At 71.0% G+C, this 12,132-nt stretch carries 11 protein-coding genes; 6 read left to right on the plus strand and 5 right to left on the minus strand.

The annotated features are described in order from the left end of the window. Nucleotides 1-40 precede the first annotated feature (40 nt). Nucleotides 41-1,597, plus strand: a complete 1,557-nt coding sequence (locus GJR97_RS00570; protein WP_324612934.1) for a lipase maturation factor family protein — start codon at nt 41-43, stop codon at nt 1,595-1,597. A 53-nt stretch (nt 1,598-1,650) separates the two neighbouring features. Next, nucleotides 1,651-2,457, plus strand: coding sequence for a TerC family protein (locus GJR97_RS00575; protein ID WP_154344614.1), 807 nt, complete (start codon nt 1,651-1,653; stop codon nt 2,455-2,457). A gap of 10 nt (nt 2,458-2,467) precedes the next feature. Here GJR97_RS00575 and GJR97_RS00580 read toward each other — a convergent pair whose 3' ends face one another. After that, on the minus strand, nt 2,468-3,271 hold the full coding sequence (locus tag GJR97_RS00580; RefSeq protein WP_154344615.1) for an MBL fold metallo-hydrolase: 804 nt from the start codon (nt 3,269-3,271) through the stop codon (nt 2,468-2,470). Between the two features lie 35 nt (nt 3,272-3,306). Between GJR97_RS00580 and GJR97_RS00585 the strand changes: the two genes are divergently transcribed. From GJR97_RS00585 to GJR97_RS00600, 4 genes are all read left to right on the plus strand, one after another. Next, nucleotides 3,307-4,026: an NUDIX hydrolase gene (locus GJR97_RS00585; RefSeq protein WP_154344616.1), complete on the plus strand. Its 720-nt coding sequence runs from the start codon at nt 3,307-3,309 to the stop codon at nt 4,024-4,026. Between the two features lie 82 nt (nt 4,027-4,108). Next, entirely contained in the window at nt 4,109-4,666 is a 558-nt protein-coding gene (locus GJR97_RS00590) for a MarR family winged helix-turn-helix transcriptional regulator (RefSeq protein ID WP_154344617.1), read from the plus strand. A gap of 179 nt (nt 4,667-4,845) precedes the next feature. Then, on the plus strand, nt 4,846-6,102 hold the full coding sequence (locus tag GJR97_RS00595) for a serine/threonine-protein kinase (protein WP_154344618.1): 1,257 nt from the start codon (nt 4,846-4,848) through the stop codon (nt 6,100-6,102). A gap of 123 nt (nt 6,103-6,225) precedes the next feature. Next, nucleotides 6,226-7,359 (plus strand): AI-2E family transporter, encoded by a 1,134-nt coding sequence (locus tag GJR97_RS00600; RefSeq protein WP_154344619.1) that lies wholly within the window; start codon nt 6,226-6,228, stop codon nt 7,357-7,359. A gap of 4 nt (nt 7,360-7,363) precedes the next feature. Here GJR97_RS00600 and GJR97_RS00605 read toward each other — a convergent pair whose 3' ends face one another. From GJR97_RS00605 to GJR97_RS00620, 4 genes are all read right to left on the minus strand, one after another. After that, nucleotides 7,364-8,791, minus strand: a complete 1,428-nt coding sequence (locus GJR97_RS00605) for a GNAT family N-acetyltransferase (protein ID WP_154344620.1) — start codon at nt 8,789-8,791, stop codon at nt 7,364-7,366. Nucleotides 8,792-8,854: 63 nt separating this feature from the next. Further along, nucleotides 8,855-10,144 (minus strand): sugar ABC transporter permease, encoded by a 1,290-nt coding sequence (locus tag GJR97_RS00610; RefSeq protein WP_154344621.1) that lies wholly within the window; start codon nt 10,142-10,144, stop codon nt 8,855-8,857. After that, nucleotides 10,141-10,893, minus strand: coding sequence for an ATP-binding cassette domain-containing protein (locus tag GJR97_RS00615; RefSeq protein WP_129234677.1), 753 nt, complete (start codon nt 10,891-10,893; stop codon nt 10,141-10,143). The genes GJR97_RS00610 and GJR97_RS00615 overlap by 4 nt, the downstream gene beginning before the upstream one ends. A gap of 147 nt (nt 10,894-11,040) precedes the next feature. Continuing rightward, a complete protein-coding gene (locus tag GJR97_RS00620; protein WP_154344622.1) occupies nt 11,041-12,111 on the minus strand; it encodes a sugar ABC transporter substrate-binding protein in 1,071 nt (356 codons plus the stop codon). Between the last annotated feature and the right edge of the window lie 21 nt (nt 12,112-12,132).

A 12,132-nucleotide genomic window follows, 5' to 3' on the forward strand; every position in this document is an offset into this window, starting at 1 on the left:
CGGCCCGGGTCGCCGCGCCCGTGCGGGCTAGCGTGACGACGTGGACTGGTCCGCCTGGTTCGCCTGGTTCGACGCCCGCGATGCCGACCTCGCGCGCGAGGTCCTCCAGCGCGGCATCGCCGCGCTCTTCCTGGTCGCCTTCCTCTCGACGCTGAACCAGTTCCGCCCGTTGCTCGGGGAGCACGGCCTCCTACCGGTTCCGAGCCTGTTGCGTGCGGTCGACGACGCGGAGCGGCGCGTCCGCGAGCGCGCCGAGCGCGCCGGCGAGCCGGTCGGGCGGCTGACGCGCACCCGCCGACGCGGGTTCCTCGGTCCGACGATCTTCCGACGGTGGGCCTACAGCGACTCCCGGCTGGTCGCCGTCTGCGCCGTCGGCATGGTGCTCGCGGCATCCGTCGTCGTCGGCCTGCCGCAGCTCGGCCCGCCCTGGGTGCCGATGCTCGCCTTCCTCGCGATGTGGTCGCTCTACCTCTCGATCGTGAGCGTCGGCCAGACGTTCTACGGCTTCGGGTGGGAGATGCTGCTCTGCGAGGCCGGGTTCCTCGTCGCGTTCCTCGGGTCTCGGGAGGTGCCCCCGCCGCTCCCGACCATCGTGCTCGTCTGGTGGCTCGTGTTCCGGCTCGAGTTCGGCGCGGGCATGATCAAGATCCGCGGCGATCGGGCGTGGCGCGACCTCACCGCCCTCTACTACCACCACGAGACGCAGCCGATGCCCGGGCCGCTCAGCCGGCAGGCGCACCTCCTGCCGAGGTGGTTCCACCGGCTCGAGGTGGTGGGGAACCACACGGCCCAGCTGGTCGTGCCCTTCCTGCTGTTCGCACCGCAGCCCGTGCGCACGATCGCGGCCGCGATCGTCATCGGCACGCAGCTGTGGCTCGTGATCACCGGGAACTTCGCATGGCTGAACTGGATCACGATCGTGCTCGCCTTCGGGGCGGTCGGCGACGGAGCCGTGCAATGGGTCCTGCCCTGGCTCCCGCTCGACGCGATCGAGGCGCCGGCGGATGCCGCGAGCCCGCCGTGGTGGATCGCGATCGTGCTGCTCGTCACCGCGTTCGTCCTCTGGCTCAGCCGCCATCCGCTCAGGAACCTGTTCTCGAAGCGGCAGCTGATGAACGCGAGCTTCGACCGGTACATGCTGGTCAACGCATACGGCGCCTTCGGGTCGGTGACCAGGCAGCGGGTCGAGGTCGTGGTCGAGGGCACGAGGGACGACCCGCGGGACCCGGCCGCGGAGTGGTCGGAATACGGCTTCAAGGGCAAGCCCGGCGATGCGAGGCGGATCCCGCGCCAGTTCGCGCCGTACCACCTGCGGCTCGACTGGCTCATGTGGTTCCTCCCGCTCGGCCGCCTCGAGGAGCCGTGGTTCCTCAGGTTCCTCGAGCGGCTGCTCGAGGCGGATGCCGCCACGCTGCGCCTGCTCGCGCACGACCCCTTCGGCGGCGAGCGACCGCGGTCGGTCCGGGCCCGCACCGAGCTCTACCGCTTCAGCACACGAGACGAGCATCGCCGCACCCGGCAGGTCTGGATGCGCCACCCGCTCGGGACCGCGATCCCGCCGCTCTCGCTCGACGGCGAGGTGCGCGATCTCGACTGACTCCCATGCGCCACCCGGCATAGACTCGGCCGCGGTTCGGCGAGAATGGGCGCATGGACTTCTCCCTCGAGTTCACGCCCGACCTGTTGGCCGTGTTCCTGACCCTGTTCGTGCTCGAAGTCGTGCTCGGCGTCGACAACGTGATCTTCATCTCGATCCTCGCCGCGAAGCTGCCGGTCGAGCAGCAGGCGCGGGCGCGGAACCTCGGGCTCACGCTCGCCATGCTCATGCGCGTGGGCCTCGTCTTCGCGGCCGGCTGGATCATCACGCTGAAGGAGGACCTCTTCACCCTCTGGGGGATGGGCTTCTCCGGCCGCGACCTGATCCTCATCGCGGGCGGCGTCTTCCTGGTCTACAAGGCCGTCTCGGAGATCCACCACAAGCTCGAGGGCGACGAGGAGCACACGACCGGAGCCGGCACGGCGACCTTCGGTGCCGTGATCGCCCAGATCCTCGCGCTCGACGTCGTGTTCTCCCTGGACTCCGTGATCACGGCGGTCGGCATGACCGAGAACATGATCGTCATCATCACGGTCGTGGTGCTCTCGTTCGGCATCATGCTGTTCGCGGCGCGCTACATCTTCGCGTTCGTCAACCGGCACCCCACGGTGAAGATGCTCGCCCTGTCGTTCCTCCTGCTCATCGGCGTGTTCCTCGTCGCGGACGGCTTCGGCGTCAAGATCGACAAGGCCCTGATCTACGTGCCGATGGCCTTCGCCATCTTCGTCGAGGCGCTGAACCTCGCCGCCGCGGCGCGCAGGCGCACGCGCGCGGGCGAGAAGCCGGCGGAGCCGGTGCACCTGCACCAGCAGTACGTCGACGACACCGGCACGGCCCTGGAGCCGGCCTCCCGGGACTGAGCCGCGCGCGTCAGGCGCCGCGAAGGTAGTCGAGCTGCGCCCTGACGGATGCCTCGGCGGCGCCGCGCACGGCGGGGTCGACATCGGCGTACACCGCGTCGGTGACGGCTTCGGCGCTCGCGGCGTCACCGAGACGCGCGAGTGCGGCGCGCACCTGGTCGAGTCGTTCGGCGCGGTGCGCGAGGTAGGCGTCGCAGATCGCGGCGAGGTCGGGGAGCGCCGGCCCGTGACCGGGCAGCACCACGACGGGACCCGACGTGGTGGCGGCGGCGATGCCGATCGTCAGCAGCCGGTCGAGCGCGTCGAGGTACGGGCCCAGCGCGCCGTCGGGATGGGCGATGATCGTGGTGCCGCGCCCGAGCACCGTGTCGCCCGTGAGGACGCCGAGGGGTTCGCCGCCCTCGCCCCGGAGGACGATGCACATCGAGTCGGAGGTGTGGCCGGGCGTGGCCAGGATCTCGAGTCGGAATCCGCCCGCGACGATGACCTCGCCGTCGGCCAGGGGGTCCGCACCGCGGCACCAGGCCGGGTCGATCGCGCGCACGGGTGCTCCGGTGAGCTCGGCGAACGCGTCGACCGCCTCGGTGTGGTCGGGATGGCGATGCGTGATGAGCACCAGTGCGACGCCGCCCCCGGCGAGGCGGGCGAGGTGCTCGGCATCCGCCGGCCCCGGGTCGACGACGACGGAGCCCGCCGCGCCCTCGGCGCGGAGGACCCACGAGTTCGTGCCGTCGAGCGTCATCGGCCCCGGATTGGGTGCGCGGACGAGGGTGACGCCGTCGGGGAGCGGGGGAGCTTCGGCGGTCTCGGCCATGTCCGAAGTGTAGCCACCCGCGTATCCTGTTCGGCATGCACGTCGAGGTGGATTCCGATGGCGAACCGACCGTCGGGTCGGCCGCGACCGTGGTGATCCTGCGCCAGGGCGCGCGCGGGGTCGAGGTGCTCCTCGGGGAGCGGACGCACCGCGGATCGTTCGCCGGGGCATGGGTGTTCCCCGGGGGTGCGGTCGACGAGTCGGATGCCGCGGGCGATCCGATCGACTCCGCGTCGGCGGCGAGGCGGGCCGCCGTGCGGGAGACCCTCGAGGAGGTCGGCCTGGAGCTCGTCGCCGAGGATCTCGTCGAGTTCGCGCTCTGGAGCCCGCCGAAGGGGGTGCCGAAGCGGATGCGCACGCGGTTCTTCGCGGCGCGTGCGCCGGTGCCTTCGCCCGAGATCAGGCTGGCGGCCGACGAACTGGTCCAGGCGGAGTGGCTCACGCCGACCGAGGCGCTCGAGCACCACGCCGACGGAGCGATGACGCTCTTCCCGCCGACCTGGGTCACGCTGCACGAGCTCCGGACCGCGCCCGACGTGGACACGGCGATCGCGATGCTCGACGCGCACGAACTGCGCGCGTACGTCGGGCGGTTCGACGACGACCGGACGACGCTCTACTGGCAGGAGGACGAGCACTTCCACACCGACGACCGCGCGCATCGGGCCGTGCCCGACGATGGGCCGGACGCCGACGGTCCTCGCCATCGGCTGATGATGGACCGCCTGCCCTGGGTGTACCTGCACTCGTTCTGACGATCGTGCGGTGACGGGGACGGATGGTCGCTCGGGACCTTCGCTAGAGAATCTAGTATCAAGGTCATGTAGTATCAGCTGGATGTCTGACAAGCGATCATCGGGGTACTGGTATTCCGCCGATCGCACCCGACGAGGGGTCGCGGTCCTGAACGCGCTGCGCGACTATCGCGCGGCCGAGGCGGCGATGCGTCGCCGCACGCGATCGGCGATGCGGATGGGCGAGACCGACCTGCTCGCCATCCGCTACCTGCTGAAGCGCGAGGGCGAGGGGCGATCGGTGAGCCCCAAGGACCTGGCCGCCCACCTGGGGATCTCGTCCGCATCGACGACCGTCCTCATCGATCGCCTGGTGCGCAGCGGGCACGTCGAGCGGAGGCCGCATCCCACGGATCGGCGTGCGCTCGTCATCGCGCCCACGATCGCGAGCGACGACGAGGTCCGGGCGACGCTCGGCGAGATGCACCGGCGGATGATCGACGTCGCAGAGGGCCTCGGCAAGGACGAAGCGGTCGTCGTCCTCGAGTTCCTCGACTCCATGCGCGATGCGGTGGACAGCGTTCAGGACGCGGCCGGCGACGAGGCCCCTGCGGCGCAGGTGACCGCGATCGATGCCGCCAGGAGCGCCACCGGATCCTGACCCGTCGAAGACGACGACGTTTCTCCGCCTTGTCAAGCCTCCCAGCCGGAATTGTTGCGCGAGACCCCGTCGCTGATACTTCTCAGAAGGAGTTGTCCGGCGAGATGCTAGTTAGATAAACTAGCGAAAATCGCCACAACACATGAAGCGGCCGCACGGCCGAGGAGAAGAGGCCGCGAATGCACGGGTCTGCACCCATCGACGGCCCCGCCTCGCCGCCGGGCCCGGGTCCGGCCGGCATGCCCGGCGTCGGCGTCCGCACCGACCCGACCCGTCGCACCGATCCCGCGACTCGCACCGATCCGGGGCAGGCAGCGTACGGCGACCCGAGCCTCCGCACCGACCCGGGCGCGATGCCCGTCGTGCCGTCCGTGACCCCGAGGCCGGCTCCGGCCCCCGGATACGACGCGCCGGCACCGCAGGAGCCCGAGCCTTCCGCCGACTCCGCGCCGCGGTACGAGTTCCTCGAGCACATCGGTTCCGGCGGCATGGCCGACGTCTACCGTGCGCGCGACAACGAACTCGGCCGCCACGTCGCCGTCAAGCTCTTCCGCGAGACCGAGGAGACGGTCGCCGACCAGCAGCGACGCGAGCGCGAGATCAACCTCCTGAGCGGCTTGACCCACGTGGGGCTCGTGCCCGTCCACGACGCCGGGCGCCTCATGCACGCGGGCATCGAGCGTCGGTACCTCGTGATGGAGCTCATCGACGGGCTCTCGCTCGCGCACCGCATCGCCGAGGGGCCGATCAAGCCGCGCCAGGTCGCCGACATCGGCGCGCAGGTCGCCGACGTCCTCAGCTACGTCCACGGACGCGGCGTGATCCACCGCGACATCAAGCCCGAGAACATCCTCATCAGCGAGGTCCCCACCTTCGGGTACACGTTGATGACCCGACTCGCCGACTTCGGCGTCGCGCAGTTCGTCGACGGGACGAGGCTCACCGGTCACGGCACCATCATGGGCACCGCCGCCTACATCTCGCCCGAGCAGGCGCGGGGCGAGGAGGTCACCGCGGCCACCGACATCTACTCGCTCGGACTCGTGCTGCTCGAGGCGCTCAAGGGCGAACGCGAGTACACGGGCACGCCCATCGAGGCCGCGCTCGCACGGCTGCACCGCCCGCCCGCCATCCCCGAGGACCTCAGCGCCGAGTGGCGCTCGATCCTCGGCGCGATGACCGCGGACGATCCTGCCGTGCGCCCGAACGCGCACGACGTCGCGAGCACCATGCGCGACCTCATCCGCCTCATGATCCTCCAGACGCAGGTGCGGAAGGGGCGCGTCCCCGTCTGGGCCCGTGCGAGCGGGAATGCGGACGACGGCGCCGACCGGCGGCGCCGGCACGCGGGCATGGTCGGCATGGTGCTCGGCGTGCTCGGCGTCGGCATCGCGATCGCCGTCGGCATCGCGGCGGGCACCGGACTGATCGGGTAGCCGGGGTGGCGATCTCTCCGATCCGCAGGGCGATGCCGCGGGCGGCGGCAGGGGGGCTCTCGGCGCGCCGCGTCGCGGCGTGCCGACCGCGCCCGCGCGGGTCCCGGGCGTAGCGTCGCAGCCATGTGGAGACGCGTGGCCGGTGCCATCCGCAATCCCGAGCCGACCGTGCAGGCGGAGGTGACGGCCGATCAGGATCCGAGCGCGCCGGAAGTGCGCGTCCGGGCCTTCCGGATCGGCTTCGTCGGCGCGATCGGCGTCCTGCTGGCCCTGTTCGTCGGCGGCATCGTCGGCCAGCTCAGCACCGTCATCCTCTACATCGCGCTCGCGCTCTTCCTGGCGCTCGGCCTCGACCCCATCGTGAGCTGGCTCCAGCGCCGGGGGATGCCGCGGTGGGTCGCGATCCTCATCGTGTTCGCGTTCGTCATCGGCATCTTCATCGGCCTGATCGCCACCATCGTGCCGATCGTCGTCACGCAGATCACCGAGGTCGTCACCAACTGGGAGCAGATCGTCGCGGACTTCCAGGACAGCGACCTCGTCGCCTGGATCGGCTCGATCACCGGCAGCACCACCTGGCTCTCGGACTCGATCGCCGCCATCGGCGACTGGTTCGCCGACCCGGCCAACATCGGGGCGCTCACGGGCGGCATCCTCGCGGTCGGCGCCGGCATCGCCGGGGGATTCACGGGCGCGACGATCGTGCTGATCCTCACCCTGTACTTCCTCGCCTCGCTCGACGCCATGAAGCGCTACGCGTCGCGCTTCGTCCCGGCGTCGTCGCGCAACGGGTTCGTCGACGTCTCGCAGGAGATCACCGGGTCGGTCGGTCGCTACGTCATCGGGCAGATCAGCCTCGCCTCGGTGAATGCGGTGCTCAGCCTCGTCTTCCTCACGATCATCGGCGCGCCCGCGCCGATCCTGCTCGCCTTCCTCGCGTTCCTCGGCTCGCTGGTGCCGCTCGTCGGAACGCTCACCGGCGCGATCATCATCTCGCTGATCTGCCTCGCGGCCTCGCCCGCGACGGGCCTGGCCGCGGCGATCTACTACCTCGTCTACATGCAGCTCGAGGCGTACGTGCTCAGTCCGCGGATCATGAGCCGTGCGGTCGCGGTGCCGGGCGCGCTCGTCGTGATCGCGGCGGTCGCCGGCGGCACGCTGGGCGGTGTGCTCGGCGCGCTCGTCGCGATCCCGGTCGCCGCGTCGCTGATCATCATCGTGGAGAAGGTGATCTTCCCGCGGCAGGACGCCGCGTGAACGGTCAGAACCAGATGCTGAGGTGCGGTGCCCGCGTCGAGGCGAACATGCGGTCGGCGAGATCGAGCGCGCCGTTCGAGGAAGCCGTGATCCGGCCGGCGCGCGCGAGGACCGAGGGACGCACGCCGCCGAGGTAGATCGAGGCGAGGTCGCGCACGTCGAGCTTCAGCGATCTCGGCTCCGCGGCGCGAGCGGCGGAACGGGAACCCGAGGCCTCGGCGCCCGCGGCCCGGGCGCGGGAGCGCTCGCGCTTCGGCGCGGCGGACGTGCCCGAGGCGCCGGCGCCATCCGTCGACCCGTCCGAGCGGGGGACGTGCACGACCGCGCGGCCGTCGGCCGAGGCGAGCAGCGTGTAGCGGCCCGCGGCGTAGCCGAGCGGGTCCGCGATGTCGAGCACGAGCTCGCCCGCGGCACCGTAGCGGCGGGCGCCGAGCGCCGCGGCCGCGTCGACGATGCGCACCCAGAGGTGATCGGACTCCTCGGTGACCCGCACCGCGCGCGGGTCCTCGAGGAGCCACTCGATCGGCTCGTCGACCGAGCGCAGTCGGCCGCGGACGCCGGTGACGAAGTCCTGTTCGACGAGCACCCGCCAGAGCGCGCGCTCGGCGTCGTCGGTCGCCGCGGCGAGCACGTCGAACTCGGCCCAGCCGGGCTCGTTCGGTTCGCGGGTCACCCGGAAGGCGGCGAAGCCCTGGGGCTGGCCGTGCTCGTCGTCGTAGCGGATGGCGCGCAGCGCGCGCGACGAGTCGGACTCCGGATCGACGAGACCGAGCATCCGGTCGAGGATCCCGGACCACCGGTCGATCTCGCCGGGGGTCCGCGCGACGGCACGGCGCGAGATCGCCGCAGCCGTCTCCCGCAGCGATGCCGGCTCGACGAAGTGCACGCGTCCCGGTGCGCTCGGCCCGATCCATCGCGCACGACGCCGATCGATCTCGATGGTGGCGGCTCGTGCGGCCGGAGCATAGCCGTAGCGGCCGTAGATGGTCGCCTCGGTGGCGGTGAGCATCGCCACGGCCGCGCCGGCCTGCTTCGCAGCGCGCAGCTCGGCCTCCATCATCGCGCGGGCGATCCCGCGACGCCGGTGCGTGGGGGAGACCGTGACCGAGCTCACCGCCCAGCCGTCGACGCTCCGCCCCCCGGGCACGCTGAGACCGGTCGGCCAGCTCGAGACCGTGGCGACCGGAACGATCGGGTCGGGGACGCCGGAGTCGAAGACGCCGTGCAGACGGCGCTCGCCCATGACCCGCCGCTCGTAGTCGCGCGTCACCTCGCGCGGGCGGGCGTGGTGGAACCCGCGGTGATCGGCGTCGATCCAGCCGTCGAGCGACGCGAGGTCGGAGGGGTCGATCAGGCGGTAGTCGAGTCCCTTCGACGAGAGCGCCGCCTGGGCATCGGGATCGACCGGGATGGAGCGGGGTTCGAACGACACCGATCCAGCCTACCGAGGCTCGCTCGGCCGGAGCTGAGGGGGCCGACCCCCCGGAGTCCGTCGTCAGGTTCTCATGAGGCTCCCGCCGGAGCGGACTCGCGACACGGCGTCGACGGTGGCGGCGAGGATGAGGACCCCGCCGGTGACCATGAGGTTGACGCCGGCTCCGAGGTTCAGCAGCCCGAGGCCGTTGGTGATGACCGCGATCACGAGTGCGCCGATCGCGGCGTGGAGCAGGCGTCCGCGGCCGCCGAAGAGGCTCACGCCGCCCACGACGGCCGCGGCGACACCGGAGAGCACGATCTCGCGACCGGCCGCGGCATCGACCGAGCCCACCTTGCTGATCGAGAACAGCCCAGAGACGACGGCGAGCGTCGAGCAGACGATGAACGCCGTCCACCTGATCAGCATGACCTTGACGCCAGAGCGGCGTGCCGCCTCGGCGTTGCCGCCGATCGCGTACAGGTAGCGCCCGAACCGGGTGCGGTCGAGCACGAACGTGCCGATCCAGAGGATCACGAGCACGATGGGCACGACGATGGGCACGCCCTCGACGACGCCGACCGACTGCCCGCGATTGCGGCTGAGCACCGCGACGGCGGCGCCGCCGATCACCGCGATCACGCCGAGCTTGATCCAGACGAGCGAGATGGTGCGGTTGGGCACCCCGGCGCGGGTGCGGCGGGCGCGGTCCCAGAACGACATGCCCGCCGAGATCAGCAGGATGACGCCGAGCATCGCCCAGCCGGCCCACACGGGCATGTTCGAGTTCTGGATGTCGCGGATCTCGGGGATCTGCACCCGGTAGAGACCGCCCGACCCGATGATCAGCAGGGTCAGGCCCTGGTACCCGAGGAACAGGCCCAGTGTGACGACGAACGACGGGATCCCGACTCGCGCCACGAAGAAGCCGATGAACGTACCGGTGAGGATGCCGGCCGCGAACGCGATGACGAGCGCCAGGATCCACGGCACCGCGTGCACGTTGACGAGCACGATGAACAGGGCCATCGTCATGCCGCTGGTCACGCCCGCCGACAGGTCGATCTCGCCGAGCAGGAGCACGAACACGAGCGCCATCCCGAGCATGACGAGCGTCGCCGCCTGGGTCAGGAGATTGGCGAAGTTGCGTTCCGTGAGGAAGAACGGGCTCAGGAAGCTGAACAGGATCGTGAGCACGACCAGCCCGGCCACCGCGGGCAGGGCGCCCATGTCGCCGTGCTGCAGGCGTTGGACGTACGCCCGTGCCTGATCGCCGATCGTGCCCTCCTGGCCGCTGCCGATGAGCTCGACGTCGTGGACGCTCGTGTCCGGTGCCGGACCGGTCGTCGACGGGGTCTTCTGCGTGCTCATGCCGTCGCCTCCTGCTGGACCTTCGCACCGGTGATGTAGCCCACGACGTCGTCGCGCGTGGTCTCGCTCGCATCGAGGTGCGCGACCATCTGGCCGAGGTAGAGGACGTCGATGTGGTCGGCGACCTCGAACACGTCGGCGAGGTTGTGGCTGATCAGGATGACGGCCACGCCCTGCTCGGCGAGGCGACTGACCAGGTGCAGCACCTGCTCGGTCTGCGCGACGCCGAGCGCGGCCGTCGGCTCGTCGAGGATCACGAGGCGCGCGTTCTTCAGCACCGCGCGGGCGATGGCCACCGTCTGCCGCTGCCCGCCGGAGAGGCTCGACACCTTCTGCCGCACCGACTTCACGGTGCGCACCGACAGCGAGCGGAGCGTGTCGGAGGCGTCCTTCTCCATGCGGCCCTCGTCGAACGTGCCGAACTCGGTCTCCTCCCGGCCGAGGAACATGTTCTGCACGATGTCGAGGTTGTCGCAGAGCGCGAGGTCCTGGTAGACGACCTCGATGCCCAGGCGCGCGGCCTCGCGCGGCGAATGGAGTGCGACGGGCTTGCCGTCGAACTTGACGACGCCGCCGTCGTAGGGCTGCACACCGGCGAGCCCCTTGATCAGGGTCGACTTGCCGGCCCCGTTGTCGCCGACCAGCGCGGTGACCTTGCCCGGATAGGCCCTGAGGTCGACCCCCTTCAGCACGCTGACCGGGCCGAAGCTCTTCATGATCCCGCTGAGTTCGATGAGTGGCGCGTCCATGGCGTTCCTTCCGACATCGTCGTCGTCGCTCCCAGCGTGGCACGTGCGGCGGTTCGCCGGGAAGGGGAATCGGGGCCCGGGTCGCGGCGACGTGCCGCGACCCGGGCCTCCGTGGTGCGACGGGCTAGTGCCCGGCGCGACCCGTGATCACTCGATGCCGTACTCGGCGCACTTGGCCTCGACCTCGCCCTGGCAGAGCTCGGCCGGGTCGGCGTCGCCGGCCTCGACGACGGTGATGACCTCCTCGGGTCCGACGAGCTCCGGGGTGACCGCGATGTAGGGCGTGCCGTACGGGTCCACCAGGTCCGGCTCGGCCGGGGTCTCGCCGTTCAGCAGCTGCACCGCGAGCTCGACCGCGGCCTCGGCCTCGAGCGCGACCGGCTTGTACACCGTCGCGGTCTGCTTGCCGAGCAGCACGTTCTGCAGGCCCGCGATCGACGCGTCCTGACCGGACACCGGCACGACGAGGTTGTTCTTGTCGAGGATCGTGATCACGCCGGCGGCGTTGGTGTCGTTCGCGACCCACACGGCGTCGACCTTGCCGTCGAGCGAGGTCAGCGCCTGCTCGAAGTTGGTCGCCGACTTGTCGCCGTCCCACACGCCCGGCGGCTCGGCGGCCGGCGTGATGCCCTCGGCCTCCATCACCTCGACCGCGCCTTCCTTGAACATCGCGGCGTTGTTGTCCGACGGGTCTCCGCCCATGTACACGACGATCGCCTCGGCCGGGTCCTTGCCCGCGTCCGCGAGTCCGTTGAGGATCGACTGGCCCTCGAGCCGGCCGACCTCGACGTTGTCGAACGACACGTAGTAGTCGGCGCCCTCGATCGAGCGGTCGTACGCGATCACCGGGATGCCCTCGGCCGACGCCTGCTCGGCCACCGCCGCGCCCGCGCCGTTGTAGTCGACGAGGATCATCACGCCGCAGCCCTTGCTGAGCTGCTGGTCCGCGATCGTGGCGTACATGCTCGTGTCGCCCTGGGCGTTCTGGATGTCGGTCTCGAAGCCGGCCTCCGACAGGCCCTCCTCGAGGTACTTCCGGTCGAAGTTCTCCCACCGCGGCGATGATGCGGCGTCGGGCAGGATGACGCAGGCGCGGGCCGCCGCAGCGTCGCCGCCGTCGGAACCGCCGCCACCGGAATCGCCGCTCGAACAGGCCGCCAGGAGCAGCGCTGAGGCGCCTGCGACCGCGACGGCGGAGACCAAGGATGTCGTTCTCATGTCTCTCCCCTTGCAAGGTGA

Source organism: Agromyces kandeliae (assembly GCF_009674665.1).
GTDB classification, from domain to species: domain Bacteria; phylum Actinomycetota; class Actinomycetes; order Actinomycetales; family Microbacteriaceae; genus Agromyces; species Agromyces kandeliae.